The organism is Brucella lupini (assembly GCF_002252535.1).
GTDB classification, from domain to species: Bacteria; Pseudomonadota; Alphaproteobacteria; order Rhizobiales; family Rhizobiaceae; genus Brucella; species Brucella anthropi.
On record NZ_NNRN01000062.1, the window covers coordinates 133,293 to 153,089 of the forward strand.

Sequence of the window (19,797 nt, forward strand, 5' to 3'; positions counted from 1 at the left end):
TGTTTGTTTTGACGCGCATCTTGTCCGAAAACCGCTTCACACTTTTCGGGATGCACCTAAACGGCTGGTTAAATATATCGTAATACGATATAAATCAATTGCCATCTTTGTGTTTGGGCAAGGGGCTTGCTATTGGGGAGGGGATTGCTGCAAAGCGCCTTCGGAAAAGCCGAACGGGCGTGTTTATATCGAGGTCAGGGAAGAAGCCTGTTGTGAAACAAACTCCGGATGCTTTGACACAAGCCGACTATCAGGCGCTTGCGGAACTTCGCTATCGTTTGCGCCGGTTCATGAGTTTCAGTGCAACGGCTGCGGAAGCGGAAGGGCTTCCGGCGCAACAGCATCAGGCGCTGCTTGCGATCAAGGCCCATGCCGCTAATGCACCGTTGACGGTTGGCAACCTTGCGGAATGGCTTGTCATTGCTCCGCATACGGCAACGGAGTTGGTCGGCAGGCTGGCGGATGCCGATCTGGTGATGCGGATGGTCGATCCTTCGGACCGCCGGCGTCATACATTGGCGCTCACCGACAAGGCCGAGCAGGTTCTTGAGCGGCTCAGCGCCGCGCACCTTGCCGAGATACGCGAGCTGGCCCCCAATCTGATCGGTGTGTTGACCAAGCTGGAGCGCGCAGCGAACAAGCCGAAGTAACGGCTTAGAGCGCGTATCGATCTTATTCAATCAGATCGATACGCGCATCTTGTTCCGAAAACCGTTTCACACTTTTCGGGATGCGCTCTAAATCCTGTCCATCAGTGCATACCACGACAGGGCGAGGAACAGCAGCGGTGAGCGGAAAGTACGGCCGCCGGGGAAGGCGGGAATCCGCAGTTCTTCGAACAGTTTCAACCGGTCGCGATTGCCAGCAACGGTTTCGGCATAGAGCTTGCCCATATAGTTTGCCAGCATGACGCCATGACCGGAATAGCCACCTGCGGAAATGACACCGGGCATCACTTCGCGCACGAAGGGCTGGCGCGGCATGGTGATGCCGACCGAGCCACCCCATGCATGGGTGATTTCGACCTTGTCCAGCGCCGGATAAATCTCGGCTATCTGGCGGCGGATGTGGGTGCTGATATCGCGCGGATTGTCGGCAGTGTAGGCTTCACGCCCACCGAACAGCAGCCTTCCGTCCTTTGAACGACGGAAATAACGCACCACGAAGCGGGAATCGTCGATGGATTCACCGCCCGGAATAATGGGGCTGTCGTCGCCAAGCGGCACTGTTGCGCCGATGAATGAGCGGATCGGCATGACATGCGATGCGCTGACCGGTTCCAGCAGACCGCCATAAGCATTGACAGCGATGAAGGCATTTCGCGCCGATATGGTTCCGCGATTGGTTTCGACTTCGACCCGCCCGCTTGCGGTGCTGATTTTGGTGGCTCTGGTGTCTTCAAACAGCTTTGCGCCCGCCGCATGGGCGGCCTTTGCAGTTCCGACAAGCAGTTTCAGCGGATGAATATGGCCGGTGCCTGCATCATAAACGCCGCCAAAATAGCGTTCAGAACCGAGCAGAATCGCTGTTTCAGCGCGGTCGAGCAGACGCAGGTGCTGATAGTTGAAGCGACTCGCCATCAGCTCGACATGGCGTTCATACGACTTCAGATAGCGCGGCTTGTGCACGACCGAAATCTGGCCGGGCACATATTCCATATCGATCCTGTGTTCGTCGGCAAAGGCAAGGAGATAGGCCTTGGCCTCTTCCGCCACGTCGAATAGAGCCTTGGCGCGCTCAAAGCCATATTCGGCTTCAAGGTCTTCGGCCCATGTGCGCTGGCCGGTGCCGAACTGGCCACCATTGCGCCCCGACGCCCCATCGCCGAACCGCGCTCCGTCGATGAGTGTGACGTCCACGCCCTGTCTCGCCAGATGGTAGGCAGCCGAAAGCCCTGTATATCCGCCACCAATGACAACGACATCGGCCTGCCGCGAGCCATCCATTTCAGGATATTGCGGCCGATCAGGGACACTCGCTTCGTACCAGGAAATGCCGGGCGAGATTGGGCTTTGGTAGGGCATGTGGAACCGGTCAGACGTTGAGCAGCAGGAACTCGCGTTCCCACGGGCTGATGACTTCCATGAAGGTTTCGAACTCGGCACGCTTGATGGCGGCATAGGTCGTGACGAAGGAACTGCCGAACAGATTGCGCAGCTCCGTGTCTTCCTCAAACAGTTCCACCGCGTCGATCAGGCCGCGGGGCAGTTCGATTTCCTTGGTGTTGACGCTGGTGGTCGCAGGCTGTTCAGCTTCAATCTTGTTCACGAGGCCGATCAGGCCGCAGGCAAGTGAAGCCGCCAGCGCGAGATAGGGGTTGGCATCGGAGGAGGGGATGCGGTTTTCCACGCGGCGCCCATTGGGGTCGGAGCGCGGCACGCGGAAAGCGGTGGTGCGGTTGTCGTAGCCCCATTTGACGTTGACGGGTGCGGAAGCATCCGGCGTCAGGCGGCGATAGGAATTCACATAGGGCGCGAACATGACAAGCGCATTCGGCACATGACGCTGCATGCCGCCGATAAAATGGCGGAAAGCCTCGCTTTCGCTGCCATCCTCATTGGTGAAGATGTTGCGTCCGGTCTTCTTGTCCACGATGGACTGGTGGATATGCATTGCCGATCCGGGCTGGCCCTGAATGGGTTTGGCCATGAAGGTGGCATACATGTCGTGCTTGAGCGCCGCCTCGCGGATGGTGCGCTTGAACATGAAAACCTGGTCGGCGAGTTCCACCGGGTCGCCATGGCGCAGGTTGATCTCAAGCTGGCCAGCGCCTTCTTCGTGGATCAGCGTGTCGATCTCCAGCCCCTGGCCTTCGGAGAAATGATAGATGTCGTCGATCAGTTCGTCGAACTCGTTCACGCCTGCAATCGAATAGCCCTGTCCGCCGCCAATGGCGCGACCCGAGCGACCGACAGGTGGCGTCAGCGGATAGTCGGGGTCGGGGTTCTTGCGGACCAGATAGAACTCGATTTCCGGGGCAACGACCGGTTTCAGGCCGCGCTTGCTGTAGGCGGCAACGACATTGCGCAGCACGTTGCGCGGAGTGAATTCCACCCCGCGTCCGTCCTGATAGACGAGATCGCAGATAACCTGCGCCGTTGGATCGGATTCCCACGGCACAGCCGAAAGGGTCGAGAGGTCCGGCACCAGCTTGAGGTCGCCGTCATCCTCCGGGTAATGAAAGCCGTAGCCGTCTTCCGGATAGTCGCCGGAAATCGTCGTCATGAAGACGGCCGAAGGCAATGCCAACGAGGTATTGGAAGTGAACTTCTTCGACGGCATCATCTTGCCGCGGGCAACCCCCGCCTGATCGGGGGTAATGCATTCGATGTCTTCGATATCACGCCAGGCAAGCCATTCGGTTGCCTGCTTCCAGTTCTTCACACCGCGAAGAGATTTGACATAGGCAGGCGTACGGCGACGCGGGGCGCGCGTAACCTTCTTTTCCGTCGTATCAGCAGACATCAATCACCAGAAAATGATTTCGATAGCGGCATGATAGCTGCGACCGGCCTCAATGACAAATGGGTCCGGCAAGCTTTTGTGTGCGCCATCGCAGAAAGCGCACACAAAAGAAAATCGATGCGTCAGAGACCGAAATGGCCCTTGAGAGCGGGTACGTTTGCCACCAGCTGGTCGACCAGCTGCGGGTCATGGTCGCGCACATAATTGATCACCTGCCCGCCTGCTTCGGTGATCTGGTCGCTGGACAGGCCGCTGGAACGAAGCGTGGCAGCGGCTTTGAGAAGCGCACTCATCTTTTCGCCAGCCACATTATCCATCAGTCCCGACAGCGCACCCATAATGCCGCCGGTACTCGAGGTAAGCACGTCGTGGGCGCTGGCGAGCTGCTGGGCATCCGGCAGGAGTGCGAAGATCTTGTTGCCGATTTCCGGTGCGCTGTGCTGCAGAACGGAAAACACCGAGCCAGCCAGCTTTTCTGCAAGCTGCGGATCGATGTTGATCTTGGTGGCGATACTGTCAATGAGAGACTGAACAGACATGAAAATTCCAAATTCCTTGCCCCCGCAAGGGGCGGTTCAAACCGCAGTCGGCGAGCAAACCCTATGGCTTCCACGACCAACCATTTACAAGTGACCCGCAGGCTTGTGCGCCGGATCGGGGTGCAGGGACCACCAATGGTGCACCGGCGTCAATGCATGAGGCGCGGCTTTGTTGGAGTTCGGTGAATTTTCGGTCAAGATTCAGTTTGTGGAATATTGAAGTGGCTTTTCAGTGCCGGGACGAAAGCAAAGAGCTTTCGCACAAGTTCGCGATCTTTTTGCCTGATATGACGGATGACTGTCAGGAATGCCTGATTGGCCTGATCCATGCTCATGCCGGTGGATTTCAATGCCGCCAGACCGCAGACCAGAGCGCCTATTCTCTCGCCCGCAAAATTTCCGGCCACATTCGAAACTGTTCCGAGGATCCCATCTGCATGATGATTTTCAGGGTTGAGCACATCATTGGCGCGTGCCAGTGCGGGCGCTCCGGGAATCAGGTTGAATATTTGCGGCGCGACAATCGGAGCCTCGTGCTGGATGATGGAGAGCAATATACCAACTGTTTGCTCGGCGGTTCCAGGATTTATATTGGCGTTTGAGGCAATATTGTCTATCAAGGATTGGATTGACATTTCTCACCCATGAAAATTGATAAAATAATATTTGTCAGAACAATTTTATGAGAAGTAATACTGTTATTTAGAATAATATAATTTTGTATTCTCTTATACGGTAAGAAAATACAGGGTGCTTCTGGTCGTGTGTTGCAAGAAGGCGTATAGGCTGCATTTGCTCATCTTCGTCGGACCCACTTGAAATGATCGTTCGCCCGCGCCCTCTTTTGTGGAAGCTCTTCTTCATACTCAAGGGCTCCATCATCCTGCGTATCCTGCCGCAGATTTTTGCGGTTTTCCTTCTGTCGGTGCTGGTTGTGTGGGCGCATCGCGCGTTTCCCGGCTGGGTGCCAGCCGTCAACAACGGGACGGCTTTGGCGCTGCTCGGCATTGCGCTTTCGATCTTTCTCGGCTTCCGCAACAATGCCTGTTATGACCGCTGGTGGGAGGCTCGCAAAATCTGGGGCAAGCTCGTCTATACGACGCGCGGTCTGGGGCGTCAGACGCTGTTGCTGGAGAATGTGCCGGGACTGGAAGGCGGACGGGAAAAGCTGCTCCGTTATGCGATTGCGTTTTCGCAGGCCATGGTCAGCCATCTTCGGCCAGAGGAAACCGGTGGCTCAAACAAATACGACAAATGGTTGTCTGCGGAAGAGCGGAAAGCGTTGGCGGAAAGCCGCAACAAGCCTGATTTCATCCTGCGGCGGCTTGGTGCTGCTCTGGCGGATATGCGTGGGAAAGACGCTCTGCATCCGGTCGATTTCCAGACGCTTGACAGTTCAGTGTCCGCATTGGCAGAGGTTCAGGCGGCCTGCGAGCGGTTGCGGTTCACGCCGGTTCCCTTCGGCTATACGCTGCTTCTGCATCGCACGGCCTATCTGTTCTGTTTCTTCATACCGTTCGGCTTTGCCGATATGCTTGGTTGGGGAACGCCATTTGCGACGACACTGGTGGCCTATACTTTCTTTGGGCTGGATGCGCTGGGCGACGAGCTGGAGGAGCCGTTCGGAACATTGCCCAACGATCTGCCCATCGGGGCCATCGCCGATACAATCGAAATCAATCTGCGGGAAGCATTGGGCGAGGAAAACCTGCCCGACCTTCCTCAACCAGTCGATTATCTTCTTATGTAAAAAAAGCCCCGACTGGCAGGGCCAGCCGGGGAGGTCAGTTGAGGAAATCCGACCATAAAGCGAGTGACAGATCAACCCTGTTTCATCGAATTTTACGGGCAACTGCCAGTTTGGACATTGTGTCGCTGCCAAAAGAGAAGTGTGTGAGCATGGCAGCGAACATGAGAGCGAGGACCGTCATCATTTGTCGTGGGTGACGATAACCGGGATCAATAGATCACCCCAGTTGCCGTCGCCGTTCCCGTGCTGCCGAAGGCACACAAAATGAAGGAACATGGCGGCGACGGCGATTGTCGAAAGCATCATCATTTGTCGTGGGTGACGATGACTGGGATCAGTAGATCACCCCAGTTGCCGTCGCCGCCATGATGCCGGGCCGAGCGGACCAACTCCACGGAAACGCCTGCCTCGACCGCCTTCATGACGGTGTAGTTGAGGCGATGCAGATCGTTGGCGAGCATACGGATAACGGTCTGCTGATCCGTGGTCATGCTTGAAGATTGTTCTTCTGCTCTTTCCTTGACGCGTGCTGGCGAATTCATGGAACTGTTCCTCCTGTTTGTCGCCGGGCTGTTATTCAGCAGCCGGTCTGAACTGTGCTGTTTCAGTCGATTCCTTCATGGCGGTGGTCGAAGACTGGCCGCCGGTGATTGCGAGCGATACGGCATCGAAATAGCCGGTGCCGACTTCACGCTGATGCTTGGTCGCGGTGTAGCCGTTGGCTTCGGCTGCAAATTCCGCCTGTTGCAGTTCGGAATAGGCTGCCATTTGCCGGTCCTTGTAACCGCGTGCCAGTTCGAACATGCCGAAGTTGAGCTGGTGGAAACCGGCCAGCGTGATGAACTGGAACTTGTAGCCCATCGCGCCCAGCTCGCGCTGGAACTTGGCAATCGTGGCATCGTCGAGGTTCTTCTTCCAGTTGAACGACGGCGAGCAATTATAAGCGAGCTTCTTGCCCGGATGTGCCTTGTGCACGGCTTCCGCGAAGCGACGAGCCTGCTCGAGATCGGGCTTGGATGTTTCCATCCAGATCAGATCGCAATAAGGCGCATAGGCAATCGCACGGGCGATACATGGCTCAATGCCGTTCTTCACCTGATAGAAGCCTTCCGCCGTGCGGCCCGCATCGTAATCGACGAAGGGCTGGTCGCGCTCGTCAATGTCCGAGGTCAGAAGCTTGGCGGCTTCCGCATCCGTGCGGGCGATAACCAGCGTTGCCGTTCCCATCACGTCAGCAGCCAGACGCGCCGCGTTAAGGTTGCGGATGTGCGCTGCCGTCGGGATCAGAACCTTGCCGCCAAGATGGCCGCACTTCTTTTCCGAGGCAAGCTGGTCCTCGTAGTGAACGCCTGCCGCACCCGCCTCGATGAAGGCTTTCATGATCTCGAAAGCGTTCAGCGGACCACCGAAGCCTGCTTCAGCGTCGGCAACGATGGGGGCAAACCAGGTATCGACCGAAAGCCCCTTGCCTTCGGCGGTTTCGATCTGGTCGGCACGCTGCAACGTCTTGTTGATGCGCTTTGCCAGTTCCGGGGCGGCATTCGCCGGATAGAGTGACTGGTCCGGATACATGGCCGAAGCCGTGTTCGCATCCGCTGCAACCTGCCAGCCGGAGAGGTAGATTGCCTTCAGTCCGGCGCGAACCATCTGCATGGCCTGATTGCCGGAAAGTGCGCCCAGCGCATTGACGAAATCTTCCTCATGGATCAGCTTCCAGAGGCGGTTGGCGCCCATCTCGGCCAGCGAATACTTGATCTCCACCGAACCACGCAGCCTTTTTACATCTTCGGCCGTATGCGCACGCTGGATGCCGTCGAAGCGACCCTTTGGTGCCGAAGGAATAAGGCTGTAAAAATCTGTCATTTCGGTGTCTCCTCACACTTTGGACTGGTTCTGGAAGAGCAATTTGTCTGCGCTCTTTCTGTGACTAGATTTACAATCGAGATTGTTAGTGCGCCAGAAAAACCAATAAAAAGAGCTTATAATTGAGGTAATGCTGTCGGAGTTTTGACTGGATGGCACTGTAAATTTGTAAATCTTGTCAAAGATGAATTTTACAGCTATTTTGTCATGAATTGTAAAACTGCCGTTATGGGTCGGGAGGACCAGGTGAGCGAACGCAAGATATTTGCCGGCCCACGCATCAGGCGCATCCGCAACGAGCGGGGCTTGACCCAGACGGCGATGGCCGAGGCGCTCGGTATTTCGCCGTCTTACCTGAACCTGATCGAGCGCAATCAACGACCGCTGACGGTGCAGCTTTTGCTGAAGCTCGCCAGTGTTTACAAGCTCGACCTCGACAGTCTTCAGGCCGAAAGCGGCTCCACGATCACGGGGCTGAAGGAAGTGTTTTCCGATCCACTTCTGACCGGTGAACTGCCGGGCGATCAGGAATTGGTCGAAATCGGCGAGGCCGCGCCCAATGCTGCCGTCGGCATCATGAAGCTTTACCGTGCCTATCGCGAGCAGCAGCAACGCTTGTCCGATTTGTCGCAATTGCTGTCGCATGAGGGAAGCGGGGCTGAGCTTTCCGCGACGCGCCTGCCGCTCGATGAAGTGCGCGATGTGATGGCGCGGCGGGCCAACCATTATCCGCGTATCGAGGAAGAGGCGGAGAGCTTTTACACCCTCCTTAAGCCGGACGGGGATTTACCCAGCGCCTTGAAGGACTGGCTGCGCCGCGAGCATGGCATCACGGTTCGCACGTTGCCGGTCGCCACCATGCCGAACTGGCGCAGGCGTTATGACCGGCATTCGCAGCGGCTTTTCATCTCGGAGCGTCTGTCGCCCTTCGATCAGCTGCAGGAAATTGCCATGGAGGCGGCGCTGATCCGGATGCAGGTGGTGATCGGCGCGGAGACGGAGGGCTTGAAACTGTCGTCGGGCGAAGCGAAGCGCATCGCGCGGTTCGAACTGGCGCGCTATGCGGCGCAGGCCTTGATGATGCCCTATCGCCAGTTTCGCGATGCAGCTGTGCGGGCCCGTTATGATGTCGATGTGCTGCGCACGCGTTTCGGGGTTTCATTCCAGCAGGCGGCAAACCGGCTGACCACCTTGCAGCGACAGGGGGCAAGTGCGCTGCCCTTCTTCGTGATGGAAATCGATCATGCAGGCAATCGACTGCGCGTTGCAGGGGCGGAAGGTTTTCCGACCCGCTTCGGCGGTCAATGCCCCAAGCTGCCGGTCTATGCGGCTTTCGCTCAGGCAGGGCAGGTGCTGGTGGAACCGGCGGAACTGCCGGACGGCTCGGCTTTCCTGACAATTGCCCGCACGCTGGAGGGGCCGCAGGGCGCATTCAGCGAGCGTCCGCGCCGGACAGCGCTGTTGCTTGGTTGTGCGTTGGAAGCGGGGGCCGACACAGTCTATGGCGCGTCACTTTCAAAGGCTGGTAATACCGAGATCGGTCCGGCCTGTCGTCTGTGCGAAAGGCAGGGCTGCATCACTCGTGCCGAGCCACCGCTGACACGTCCGCTCGGGCTGGATGAGATGGTGGCGGGGATATCGGCCTTCGACTTCCAATAGTAAGCTGGTGTTTGTCAGGCATAACCGAAATCTCATTGCCCCACGGATGGGGGCGGATGGGGCCTGCGATGCAATTTTTATGTTCGTCCTGTCACGACCCTGTTGACGAATGCTGTGCAATCTAAAAAAGTGCAATAAAGAAACAGTATATCCACCTTGAACCTGCACCGGAATTTATCGTGCAGATTGGAGCAAATGATGGGGATCAAATCCTTCCTTCTGGCAACGACCGTCGTGACGGGCTTTGTAGCGGCTGCCACATTTTCCGCGAGCGCGCAGGAGCGGGTGGTCAATATCTATAACTGGTCGGATTATATCGACGACTCCATTCTCAAGGATTTCACCAAGGAAACCGGGATCAAGGTCGTCTACGACGTTTACGACTCCAACGAAATTCTGGAGACCAAGCTTCTGGCCGGTGGCAGCGGCTACGATCTCGTGGTGCCATCGGGCGAATTCCTTGGCCGTCAGATTCCGGCAGGCGTGTTCCTGAAACTCGACAAGGACAAGCTGCCGAACCTCAAGAACATGTGGGATGAAATCTCCAACCGCGCGGCAACCTACGATCCGGGCAACGAATATTCCGTCAACTACATGTGGGGCACGACCGGCATTGGCTACAACAAGGCCAAGATCAAGGAAGCGCTCGGCACCGACACGATCGACTCCTGGGACGTGCTTTTCGACCCGGAAAAGTCTGCGAAGCTTAAAGGTTGCGGCATCTATCTTCTTGATTCTGCCAGCGAAATGCTGCGTCCGGCTTTGAATTATCTGGGTCTCGACCCGAATTCGCCGTCGCCGGATGATTTGCAGAAGGCTCAGGATCTTTATCTGAAGATCCGCCCGAATATCCGCAAGTTCCACTCGTCTGAATATATCAATGCGCTGGCCAATGGCGATATCTGCATGGCCATCGGTTACTCGGGCGATATCTTCCAGGCACGTGATCGTGCTGAAAAAGCAAAGCAGGGCGTCGAGATCGGCTATTCGATCCCGAAGGAAGGCGCGCTGATCTGGTTCGACCAGATGGCGATCCCGGCAGACGCCAAGCATGTGCCGGAAGCGCTTGAATTCATGAATTACATGATGCGTCCGGAAGTGGCTGCCAAGGCTTCGAACTACGTGTTCTATGCCAATGGCAACAAGGCCTCGCAGGAGTTCATCGACAAGGAAATTCTTGACGATCCGGAAATCTATCCGACCGAAGACGTCATGAAGAAGCTGTTCGTGCCCACGCCTTATGACACCAAGACCCAGCGCGTGGTCACCCGCGCTTGGACCAAGATCGTCACCGGCCAGTAAGAGCCGAAATACTATGGGACCGATATGTCCCGCCCGACATCGTGAAGAGCGGCCCACTGTGCAGACGGAGGGCCGCTCTGCGTCTTGTAATACAGCATAATTATCGAGAGCGGTCCCGCTTTATAGACAGGCTTTTGGTTCCGGGTAGATCGGATAGGGGAACGGAATGGAATCTTTTGGCAGTTTTCGCCGCAAATTTGCGCCCTGGAACGATCCGGCGGCCAAGCCCTTCATTTCTTTTGAGAATGTGACGAAAATATTCGGCGATTTTACCGCCGTCGATGATCTGTCGCTCAATGTTTTCAATCGCGAGTTCTTTGCGTTGCTGGGGGCTTCCGGCTGTGGCAAGACCACGCTGATGCGCATGCTGGCAGGCTTTGAGGAGCCGACATCGGGCCGTATCACGCTCGACGGCCAGGATATGCGCGGCATCCCGCCCTATAAGCGCCCGGTCAACATGATGTTCCAGTCCTATGCGCTGTTTCCGCATATGACGGTCGAGAATAATATCGCTTTCGGCCTCAAGCAGGACGGTATGGCGAAATCGGAAATAGACGCGCGCGTGGCCGAAATGCTCAAGCTCGTGAAGCTGGAGCAATATGGCAAGCGCAAGCCACATCAGTTGTCCGGCGGCCAGCGCCAGCGCGTGGCGCTTGCCCGCTCCGTTGCCAAGCGCCCCAAGGTGTTGCTGCTGGATGAGCCGCTCGGCGCGCTCGACAAGAAGCTGCGCGAGGAGACCCAGTTCGAACTGATGGATTTGCAGGTCAAGCTTGGCATGACCTTCATGGTCGTCACCCACGATCAGGAAGAAGCAATGACCATGTCCGACCGCATCGCGGTGATGGACAAGGGCCGCATCAAGCAGGTGGCGACGCCGGCGGAAGTCTATGAGGCGCCGCGCTCCAAATTCGTGGCTGACTTCATCGGCAATGTGAACATCATCGAAGGCGAAGTGGTGAAAGCCGCGAACGGCGAGGCAGAAATCGCCACGGAAAAATTCGGCTTTCACATTCAGACCGAGACCCGCGAAGAACTCGATCCGGGCCAGAAGGTCTGGTATGCGGTGCGTCCTGAAAAGACACGCATCACACGCGAAAAGCCGGACGATGCGTCGGTCAATGCGGTGGAAGGTGAGCTTTGGGATATCGCTTATTTCGGCGATATGACGGTGTTCCATGTGCGGCTGGAAAATGGGCGCACGATCAAGGCTGCAAGCCTCAATGCCGTGCGCAAGACGGAAAATCCGCTGACCTATGACGAGCGCGTCTGGGTTTCCTTCGATACCGATGCCGGTCTGGTGCTGACCGCCTGAGGAGGCCACCATGCAGAAGCTCGTCGCTTCCATTGCCAGCCGTCTCGTCATCGCAGTGCCTTATCTCTGGCTGCTGGTATTCTTTCTGGTCCCGTTCTTCATCGTCTTCAAGATTTCCCTGTCGGAAGTCGCGATGGCGATCCCGGCCTATATGCCAACTTTCGATCTGGCACAGGGGTTCGCAGCAACGTGGGAGAAAATCAAACAACTCTCCTTCGACAATTATCTCTGGCTGTTGGATGATCCGCTTTATTACAAAGCCTATCTGTCCAGTGTTCGCATTGCGGCTATCTCCACCTTCCTGACCTTGCTTGTCGCCTATCCGATGGCCTATGGCATGGCGCGCGCGCCAACGACAATCCGTCCGACATTGCTGATGCTGGTGATCCTGCCGTTCTGGACTTCGTTTCTGATCCGCGTCTATGCATGGATCGGCATTTTGAAGCCGGAAGGCCTGCTCAATCAGTTTCTGATGTGGCTCAACGTCATCGATACGCCGCTCAATATTCTCAATACCGATACGGCCATCTTCATCGGGATCGTTTATTCCTATCTGCCGTTCATGGTGTTGCCGATCTATTCCTCGCTGGAAAAGATGGACTATTCGCTCATCGAAGCGGCGCAGGACCTGGGCTGCACACCGTTTGCCGCCTTCTGGAAAATCACCTTCCCGTTGTCGCTGGCGGGTGTGCTGGCCGGTTGTTTCCTCGTGTTCATTCCGGCCGTAGGTGAGTTCGTCATTCCGGACCTTCTCGGTGGTTCGCAGACACTCATGATCGGTAAGACGATCTGGAGTGAGTTCTTCTCCAATCGCGACTGGCCGGTCTCGTCGGCGGTGGCTGTGGTGCTCCTGATCCTGCTGATCATTCCGATCGTAATTTTCCAGCAGGCGCAGGCGCGGGCGCAGGAAAAGGGGAAATAGGATGCAGAACAACTGGTCCCGCTTCAATATCGCATCGGTGGCTCTGGGCTTTGCCTTCCTCTATCTGCCCATCGTCCTGCTGGTTATCTACTCGTTCAACGAATCCCGACTGGTCACGGTCTGGGCCGGATTCTCGACCAAATGGTATGTCGAGCTGTTTCGCAATCAGGCGCTGATGGATGCGGCATGGGTGACGATCCGCGTCGGCCTTCTGTCCGCAACGATTGCGACGGTTCTGGGTACGCTCGCAGCGCTGGCGCTGACACGTTATACGCGCTTTCGCGGACGCATCCTGTTTTCGGGCATGGTTTACGCACCGCTGGTCATGCCGGATGTCATCACCGGTCTTTCATTGCTGCTGCTGTTCGTGGCGATGAATTTCGACCGTGGCTTCTGGACGGTGACGCTTGCACACATCACCTTTTCGATGTGTTTCGTGGCGGTCGTCGTGCAGTCACGTCTGGTGAGCTTTGATCGTTCGCTGGAAGAAGCAGCAATGGATCTGGGTGCGCCGCCGGTCACGACCTTCATGAAGGTAACTCTGCCGGTTATCCTGCCTGCCGTGGTTTCAGGCTGGATGCTTGCATTCACCCTGTCGCTCGACGATCTGGTGATTGCAAGCTTTACCTCTGGTCCGGGCGCAACCACGCTGCCGATGAAGATCTACAGCCAGGTGCGCCTTGGTGTGACGCCGGAAATCAACGCTGTCTGTACAATCCTGATCGCGCTGGTGACGATCGGTGTCATCATCGCCTCGGTCGTCAACAAGCGTCGCGAAGTGCAGCGCCGCCGCGACGAGCAGGCGGCATTCCGTATGGGATAATGAAAAACGGGGCTTACTGCCCCGTTCCCATGGATGACGGTGAAATAAATGGCCGATCCCACGAGCCGCCGACGAAGAAATTGAGCGGCGGCTTGGCGGGCGGAGTTTCGGCTGGCGGCTGGCTATCCGGACCGTCTGTGCTGCCTTCCTGTGGCTGCTGCGGCTGGCTGTTCGGGAAAACGACTTCGCCACTCAGCGCCAGACTGCGATCCACGAAAGGCACAATGCCTGCCAGCGTCAGCGTGCCATCGGAAGTGTCAAGACGCGCATTTTCCAGCGTCGCCACACCATCGGACAGATTGGCTTTCACATCCAGACGATTGAAGGCAAGCGCGACGTTTTCCTTCCGCTCCAGAGCGAAGAAGCGCTGGCTCTGCGCCTTGGTCAGAAAATCCTGCACGGCAAAGCCCTGCATCTGACCATTGTTGAGCTGGATGGAAACATTGCCCTGCGCGTTGGTCAAAAGGCCGGACCAGCGATTGGCCGGACCTTTCATGAACAGGGAAACATTGCCTTTGCCGCTTACGAAAGGCTTGTCGAAGCCAAGTGCCGTAAAGAACTGCGAACTGTCGATATCCGAGGCGTTGAAACGCAATTCGCCGCTCGCACTTTTCAGGTCACGCACGATCTGCACATTGGCTTGCATGATGCCGTTGAAGGCTTTGGCGTCGCCGATGTCGAAGATGGCACGTCCGCCTCGTATCTGAACCGCAGCAGCTACACCCGTCATGTTCACCGGGCCCGCCGTGGCACTCTGCGCGGAAAGGCGAAGGTCGACTTCTGCGCGATCAATGAAGCTCGTATCGACCACGTCGCGGTCGTGATTGTTGCGCTCGTTCGGCGAGCGCGCGCCGCTATCGGGCAGTGGAATGAAGGCTGAAAACAGGCGACCAAGGTCAAGCTTGTCGAAAGCCAGTGTTCCGGTTACCGCAGGCTGTTCCTGTTCCAGACCGATCTCGATCACGCCCTTGGCCGGGCTGTCGCTGGCGGTCATTTCCACATCGGCGAATTTCAGCCGTTTCGGTGTCGCGGTTATGGTGGATTCCAGCGAGAATGCACCAATTTCGGCGCTGCCCGCAATTGGCGGAAGGCTGAGCCAGCGTACCGCGCCGCTGAGTGACGGGGTTTTGGCAGTCAGATCGCCTTCGAAAAAACGATCCTTGGAAATATTCGCCTTGCCCTGAAATGTGAGGCTTAGCGGATTGGCGGTCAGGCTTGCGGTCACATCCGATGTGCCGCCCGCCAGAAGCGGCAGCGCTTGTGCGGCAGTCAGGCTGAACTGGGAGGTCTCTTCGCGCCATTTGGCGCTGCCCTTCAGCGTTGCGGCGCTTGATGTGCGCGGCCATTCCAGTGTTGCGTTGACATCGGTTATCTGCTCGTCACTGGTGATTTCCGGCTCGCTATCCGGACGGTTGAAGGCAATCGTCCCATCACGAACCACGACACGGCCAAACGGTTGTGAAGCCTGCTGCGTTGCCTGTGCATTATCCCCGGAACCGTCTTTCTGCAGGGCGCGCTGCGCACGGATCGCGGTGCCGAGGCGTCCGTTGGAATTGGCGATGGCGTCGAGGAGCTGTGAGAAATTCGAAATCGGTCCGTCGAGGTTTACATGCGGACGGACGATCTGCGTTTCGGAAAACGAGATATGTCCCATGATAGCATCGAGCGGAGAAAGCTCCACATCGATGCGATCAGCGCTCATGAGTGGTTTCTGACCCTGATCGGTAAGTTTGCTGAGCGTCACGCCGTTCAACGATGCGCGCAGAACGGGGAACACCTCCAGGCGAGGGGCTTGTCGCAGTTCAACGCTATAGCCGGTCCAGGCGCTGATTTCCTGTGCAACGCGGATACGGATGGCATCGGTAGAGACAATAAAAGGCACCACGGCCAGCAAGGTTGCTGCAGCCGCGGCGCAGAGAATGACGAGCGCAATTATGAGGCGCGTAAATCGGGGCCAGCGCATCAACCATCCAATCAGTGAAGTTTCATAGAAACACGCCACGTTTTTTCTTCGCGCCGCGCCTCGGTATTCGTTTTTCTGCATATCGTTATCGCAAAACTGCTGAGCACTTTTGCGCGACATATTTCAAGCTGTAAACCAGCAATGGGTCAAAGCAAAGACGCTAGTTTTATGATAAGTCGTCTACGGTTGCAGAGAACGGAATCAAATCAACAGCGCTGCTTCTTTCCTATGGTTAATCAATTGCTGCGCGGAAATTAACCCCGATTTTACAGTCGCTACTAATGCGTAAATTCTGAACGAAGAACTTAAGGCGTCGTTAACCGGCTTCACGCGATAAGGAATGCAACACTGAGTGATGATCGAGCTGCCGTTTCCGGTGCTCCGTTGCGAATTGCTTTTGTGTCCTTTGTCTCTGAGATTCTGATAGCGCCGGTTCGTCCGGCGCTTTTTTTTGAGTTGAATCAGGACATGAAAAAACCTCCCGCAAGGGGAGGTTCTTTAGCCTTTCAAGGTGCCGATCAGTCAGCCAGTACGCGTGTCGGCGGGAAGGCAATCTCGACCACCGTTCCGTGTCCCGGAGTGGAATCGATGGCAAATTGCGCCCGATTGGCTTCTACCATGGCTTTTGTTAGGGGCAGGCCCAGCCCGGTGCCTTCGCTGCGCCAGTCCTTCGCGGTCTCGGCCTTGCGGCGTTCCAGCGCGTTGACCTGCCGGAATGGTTTCAGCGCCTGCTCGACCTCAGATTTGGTCATGCCGATGCCGGTATCGCGCACCCGCATCACGACATCGCCGTTCATTTCATAGCTTGTCGATACGATCACCTGACCGCCCGGAGCCGTGAAGCGCACAGCGTTGGACAGAAGGTTCAGGGCCACCTGCTTGATCGAACGCGTATCGGCAACGATGTCGGGCAAGTTGGATTGGAAGCTTGAGCGGATGATGACGCGCTCCCGATTGGCCTGCGGTTGCATCAGTGCGATGGCTTCGGCAATGGCATCGTTGAGTGAGACCGCTTCAAACTGCATGTCGAGAGCACCAGCTTCGATCTTTGAAATGTCGAGCAGATCGTTGACCAATGCCAGCACGTGATTGCCGGAACGGTTAATGTCGCGCAGGTAATCCCGGTAGCGATCATTGCCGATGGAGCCGAACTTCTCGTCGGCCATCAGCTCGGAAAAACCGATGATTGCATTGAGCGGCGTGCGGATTTCGTGGCTGATGCGTGCCAGAAACTCTGTTTTCTGGCTTGAAGCGCGTTCAGCTTCCTTGCGCGCATTGGTTAGTTCTTCCTCGGTGCGTTTCCACTGCGTGATGTCCCGCAGGACGGCGCAGAACCCACGCGTGTGCGGCAGTTTGCCGATGGTCATGAACAGCGGAATAAAGCCGCCCTTGGCTTCGCGGCCGATCACTTCGCGCCCATCATTGAGGACACTCAGAACGCCGTTGCCGGAAAGGCCGTGCAGATAGTCCATGGCGGCGCGCTGGCTTTCGATGGCAAACAGCATAGAAAAGAACTTGCCTTCCGTCTCGTCGCGTTCATAGCCGAAGAGAGCCGAGGCCGAATGGTTCATCGAGCGGATGCGGCCTTCAGGGTCAATAAGGACAACGCCATCCGTCGCCGTGTCGAGAATGGTCTTCAGTTCCTCGACATGATCCGCAAGTGCCTGCTTCTCGTCGTCCTTGTCGATCGCAACCGGCGCTTCAGCCGGGGCGGCAACGGCTTCAACGGATACCGGTGCAGCTGCCACCGGCATCAGGCTCAGCATGAGTGCGCGGCCTTCGCGCCAGGAAATGGCGTTGAGATGCGCATCGACAGGTTCTTCGCTGCCATTGGCGCGGCGCAACACCATGCCCTGTCGCGTTTCGCCATCGTCGCTTTCGCTGTTGAACAGCACATCGACGCCACCCGCACCGCGAATATCATCAAGCGATTCATAGCCGGTGAGATCGAGCAAGGCCTGATTGACGTAATGGATCTTATCGCCCGAATGAATGATGACCGGCACAGGCAGATTGGCCAGCAGGGCCGTTTCATCTCCATAGGCCATTCCGGATGACGGAAGTGATGCTTCGTCGGCGGTAACTTCGTCGATGAGCGGCGCTTTCGCGTCGGCATGTTCGACCGGCTGCGAGCTGTCAATAACGGTCTCGTCCGATATGGCGACCGTTTCGGTTTCGGCGCGCGAATTGGCAAGACCCTGCTTGCGCAGACGATCAGCAATTTCGCGGAATGCGTTGCGCTCGGTCTTGGTCAGCCCGCCTTCGGGACGCTCTTCGCGCTCCCGTTCCTTCAGCATCCGCGCCTGGTCCGCAGCCACTTTCTCTTCTGCGCAAGCGTTCAGTAAGCTGATCACCTTATCGGATTCCCGACGTCCCGGTGTCGGCGCGATATCCAGCGGCGGCTTGGGCAGCGTTGCGACAGGGCTGTCGTCATTGGCAACTTCTTCGCCTAGCGCCAGAACATCGTCGTCTTCGACAGGTGTTGCCGTTTCGACCGGTTCGCTGACGGGCTTGCGCGCCTGCGGAATGCCGCCTGCAAGCACCAGCCCGATTTCTTCCGGGTCCTTTTCGGCCTCAGCCGGACGCACCAGGCCAAAGCCGCGGAAACCGGTAAATTCCCGATCGCGCGAATAAACGGGCAGGGCGGCAAGCTCGACCGGCACGCGCAAATCCGTGCCCTCTACCGGCCACATCAACCGTTTTCCCGACCATGTGTCACGCTTGTCCAGCAGTGCCGCAATACTGCCATCGGGATCGAAGCCGAAGACATTGGCCACATCGGCAAAGCGACGCCCGACGACATCAGCCGCATTCGGCCCAATCGTCGCGGCAAGGTCCGGCGATATTTCGCTGAATGTGCCGTCCGGTCCCACCTTCCAGATGAAACGCGCGGGCGGAGCATCCTGTTCGAACACAAAGCTACGGGGCTTCTGCTGATCGGTGGAAGCATCTTCAGTATTTGCGCTCTCCACAGGCTCTGGAAGTATCTCTTCCAGAATTTCTTCGGCCTCACCCTGCAGAGCGGCGGGTGCTTCCAATGTCGCGACGGGAGCATCACCGATGATGCAAAGAAGATGCATGGGCGGCGTATCGGTCAGTCGCGCAATCGCTCCCGGCACGGAATGCTTTCCGGCGCGGATGCGGCGCTTGACGATACGGTCAGTCGCATCTGCAGCTTCAATGACAAGGTCTTCCAGCGTCGTGGAGGAAATGTCGAGTGCAGCAAAACGCGGGCTCGCGGCAATCACCCGGCTGTTCGCGTCGATCAGCGCAATATGCGTGCTGTCGTCGCTGAGGCCGGAAATGATGTCTTCAGCTTCTGCGTCCTTGCCATCGGCAGTCAGCAGCAGCCCGGACACGCCGTCGGGAAGCGTAATATGTGACACGCTGAACCGGGTAAGGTCGGAACGCAGTCCGCCGCCGAGGCGAACGGAAACGGTTCGGGTTTCACCCTCCGCATTGCTGTTCGAAGAGGCGATCTGCCGGCGTGTGGCGATGGGCAGATCAAGGCCGCCGCCGATCATGTCTTCCACGCGATCGAAGCCGAAAAGCTTCGCGCCGGGGCCGTTGACCCAAAGCACTGCCGACAGGTCGTGCGTCAGCACGAGCTGCGCATCGCCCTTTGCAAAGCCCTCGCGGATAGAATCCAGCGCGGCAATATCGATGAAGGGGTATGATCCTGACATACCTGTCCTTACCTGTTCTTTCGACCGCCCGCAGTGCTCGTTAACACCCTGTTAATAAGCCTCTTATGGGCGCGGGTCCACATTGCCATTTGGTATGGGCTGCATTTTCTGTTTCATTAGTTAATACGGGAAAGGCAATTTTACAGGCTCGGGCCAATATCCGGGTTGTGCACAGCCGGTCACCTATAATGGTTACCAGCCGGTGACCGTTAACAGCAGGATTTGATATTGAATCCCGCAATTGGGAATTTCTCAAAAAAGAGAGCTATAATCACTTGCAATATGGATCGATTCTCCGTATGTGACCCCCTGTCGGCGACGCCAGAGCGTTACGCAGCCGACACAAAGGTACGCGGTCGTAGCTCAGTTGGTTAGAGCGCAGGATTGTGGCTCCTGAGGTCGTTGGTTCAACTCCAACCGACCGTACCATTGTCTCTCATATATTCGTTGCGAGTTTAAATCAGCGATAAAACGCTGGTTCGTCGAGCTGCGAAAAATTCATAAAAACAACAG

Annotated in this window: 15 protein-coding genes and 1 tRNA gene; 8 read left to right on the top strand and 8 right to left on the bottom strand. The window is 57.0% G+C overall.

Annotation, left to right across the window (positions count from 1 at the left end):
* Window positions 1–290 precede the first annotated feature (290 nt).
* Window positions 291–650: a MarR family winged helix-turn-helix transcriptional regulator gene (locus CES86_RS24085; protein WP_235820028.1), complete on the top strand. Its 360-nt coding sequence runs from the start codon at window positions 291–293 to the stop codon at window positions 648–650.
* Window positions 651–737: 87 nt separating this feature from the next.
* On the opposite strand, the gene CES86_RS24090 is transcribed toward CES86_RS24085, so the two are convergent.
* From CES86_RS24090 to CES86_RS24105, 4 genes are all read right to left on the bottom strand, one after another.
* Window positions 738–2,024 (bottom strand): NAD(P)/FAD-dependent oxidoreductase, encoded by a 1,287-nt coding sequence (locus tag CES86_RS24090; protein ID WP_029926763.1) that lies wholly within the window; start codon window positions 2,022–2,024, stop codon window positions 738–740.
* A gap of 10 nt (window positions 2,025–2,034) precedes the next feature.
* Window positions 2,035–3,465 carry a glutamine synthetase family protein gene (locus tag CES86_RS24095; protein ID WP_010659122.1) on the bottom strand — a complete coding sequence of 477 codons (1,431 nt, stop codon included), beginning with the start codon at window positions 3,463–3,465 and terminating at the stop codon, window positions 2,035–2,037.
* Between the two features lie 122 nt (window positions 3,466–3,587).
* Window positions 3,588–4,004, bottom strand: coding sequence for a DUF2267 domain-containing protein (locus CES86_RS24100; RefSeq protein ID WP_094515611.1), 417 nt, complete (start codon window positions 4,002–4,004; stop codon window positions 3,588–3,590).
* Between the two features lie 194 nt (window positions 4,005–4,198).
* On the bottom strand, window positions 4,199–4,639 hold the full coding sequence (locus tag CES86_RS24105; RefSeq protein WP_094515612.1) for a hypothetical protein: 441 nt from the start codon (window positions 4,637–4,639) through the stop codon (window positions 4,199–4,201).
* Window positions 4,640–4,824: 185 nt separating this feature from the next.
* On the opposite strand from CES86_RS24105, the gene CES86_RS24110 reads away from it, so the two are divergent.
* Window positions 4,825–5,754, top strand: a complete 930-nt coding sequence (locus CES86_RS24110) for a bestrophin family protein (RefSeq protein ID WP_094515613.1) — start codon at window positions 4,825–4,827, stop codon at window positions 5,752–5,754.
* A 305-nt stretch (window positions 5,755–6,059) separates the two neighbouring features.
* Here CES86_RS24110 and CES86_RS24115 read toward each other — a convergent pair whose 3' ends face one another.
* Both CES86_RS24115 and aceA read right to left on the bottom strand, forming a co-directional pair.
* Window positions 6,060–6,296, bottom strand: a complete 237-nt coding sequence (locus tag CES86_RS24115) for an SMc00767 family acetate metabolism repressor (RefSeq protein WP_010659117.1) — start codon at window positions 6,294–6,296, stop codon at window positions 6,060–6,062.
* Between the two features lie 31 nt (window positions 6,297–6,327).
* Complete coding sequence (gene aceA, locus CES86_RS24120) at window positions 6,328–7,617, bottom strand: isocitrate lyase (RefSeq protein ID WP_010659116.1); 1,290 nt, start codon at window positions 7,615–7,617, stop codon at window positions 6,328–6,330.
* Window positions 7,618–7,863: 246 nt separating this feature from the next.
* On the opposite strand from aceA, the gene CES86_RS24125 reads away from it, so the two are divergent.
* From CES86_RS24125 to CES86_RS24150, 5 genes are all read left to right on the top strand, one after another.
* Window positions 7,864–9,276, top strand: coding sequence for a helix-turn-helix domain-containing protein (locus CES86_RS24125; protein ID WP_040128638.1), 1,413 nt, complete (start codon window positions 7,864–7,866; stop codon window positions 9,274–9,276).
* A gap of 198 nt (window positions 9,277–9,474) precedes the next feature.
* Window positions 9,475–10,578 (top strand): polyamine ABC transporter substrate-binding protein, encoded by a 1,104-nt coding sequence (locus tag CES86_RS24135; protein WP_010659114.1) that lies wholly within the window; start codon window positions 9,475–9,477, stop codon window positions 10,576–10,578.
* 166 nt (window positions 10,579–10,744) lie between these two features.
* Window positions 10,745–11,890 carry an ABC transporter ATP-binding protein gene (locus tag CES86_RS24140; protein ID WP_012093275.1) on the top strand — a complete coding sequence of 382 codons (1,146 nt, stop codon included), beginning with the start codon at window positions 10,745–10,747 and terminating at the stop codon, window positions 11,888–11,890.
* Between the two features lie 10 nt (window positions 11,891–11,900).
* Window positions 11,901–12,812, top strand: a complete 912-nt coding sequence (locus tag CES86_RS24145) for an ABC transporter permease subunit (RefSeq protein ID WP_010659112.1) — start codon at window positions 11,901–11,903, stop codon at window positions 12,810–12,812.
* A 1-nt stretch (window position 12,813) separates the two neighbouring features.
* The gene (locus CES86_RS24150; protein ID WP_010659111.1) at window positions 12,814–13,635 is read left to right on the top strand and encodes an ABC transporter permease; all 822 of its coding nucleotides are present in this window, start codon (window positions 12,814–12,816) and stop codon (window positions 13,633–13,635) included.
* 13 nt (window positions 13,636–13,648) lie between these two features.
* Here CES86_RS24150 and CES86_RS24155 read toward each other — a convergent pair whose 3' ends face one another.
* Window positions 13,649–15,598: an AsmA family protein gene (locus tag CES86_RS24155; RefSeq protein WP_094515823.1), complete on the bottom strand. Its 1,950-nt coding sequence runs from the start codon at window positions 15,596–15,598 to the stop codon at window positions 13,649–13,651.
* Window positions 15,599–16,116: 518 nt separating this feature from the next.
* Window positions 16,117–19,284: a cell-division control histidine kinase PdhS gene (pdhS, locus tag CES86_RS24160; RefSeq protein ID WP_094515614.1), complete on the bottom strand. Its 3,168-nt coding sequence runs from the start codon at window positions 19,282–19,284 to the stop codon at window positions 16,117–16,119.
* Window positions 19,285–19,636: 352 nt separating this feature from the next.
* Between pdhS and CES86_RS24165 the strand changes: the two genes are divergently transcribed.
* A tRNA-His gene (locus CES86_RS24165) sits at window positions 19,637–19,713 on the top strand.
* Window positions 19,714–19,797: the final 84 nt, after the last annotated feature.

Excerpts from the sequence above, each read along its gene's own strand:
- pdhS (WP_094515614.1), bottom strand. The coding sequence starts at position 19,284 with ATGTCAGGATCATACCCCTTCATCGATATTGCCGCGCTGGATTCTATC.
- CES86_RS24100 (WP_094515611.1), bottom strand. The coding sequence starts at position 4,004 with ATGTCTGTTCAGTCTCTCATTGACAGTATCGCCACCAAGATCAACATC.
- CES86_RS24110 (WP_094515613.1), top strand. The coding sequence starts at position 4,825 with ATGATCGTTCGCCCGCGCCCTCTTTTGTGGAAGCTCTTCTTCATACTC.
- CES86_RS24150 (WP_010659111.1), top strand. The coding sequence starts at position 12,814 with ATGCAGAACAACTGGTCCCGCTTCAATATCGCATCGGTGGCTCTGGGC.
- CES86_RS24155 (WP_094515823.1), bottom strand. The coding sequence starts at position 15,598 with ATGCGCTGGCCCCGATTTACGCGCCTCATAATTGCGCTCGTCATTCTC.
- CES86_RS24135 (WP_010659114.1), top strand. The coding sequence starts at position 9,475 with ATGGGGATCAAATCCTTCCTTCTGGCAACGACCGTCGTGACGGGCTTT.
- CES86_RS24085 (WP_235820028.1), top strand. The coding sequence starts at position 291 with ATGAGTTTCAGTGCAACGGCTGCGGAAGCGGAAGGGCTTCCGGCGCAA.
- CES86_RS24145 (WP_010659112.1), top strand. The coding sequence starts at position 11,901 with ATGCAGAAGCTCGTCGCTTCCATTGCCAGCCGTCTCGTCATCGCAGTG.
- aceA (WP_010659116.1), bottom strand. The coding sequence starts at position 7,617 with ATGACAGATTTTTACAGCCTTATTCCTTCGGCACCAAAGGGTCGCTTC.
- CES86_RS24090 (WP_029926763.1), bottom strand. The coding sequence starts at position 2,024 with ATGCCCTACCAAAGCCCAATCTCGCCCGGCATTTCCTGGTACGAAGCG.
- CES86_RS24105 (WP_094515612.1), bottom strand. The coding sequence starts at position 4,639 with ATGTCAATCCAATCCTTGATAGACAATATTGCCTCAAACGCCAATATA.
- CES86_RS24095 (WP_010659122.1), bottom strand. The coding sequence starts at position 3,465 with ATGTCTGCTGATACGACGGAAAAGAAGGTTACGCGCGCCCCGCGTCGC.
- CES86_RS24140 (WP_012093275.1), top strand. The coding sequence starts at position 10,745 with ATGGAATCTTTTGGCAGTTTTCGCCGCAAATTTGCGCCCTGGAACGAT.
- CES86_RS24115 (WP_010659117.1), bottom strand. The coding sequence starts at position 6,296 with ATGAATTCGCCAGCACGCGTCAAGGAAAGAGCAGAAGAACAATCTTCA.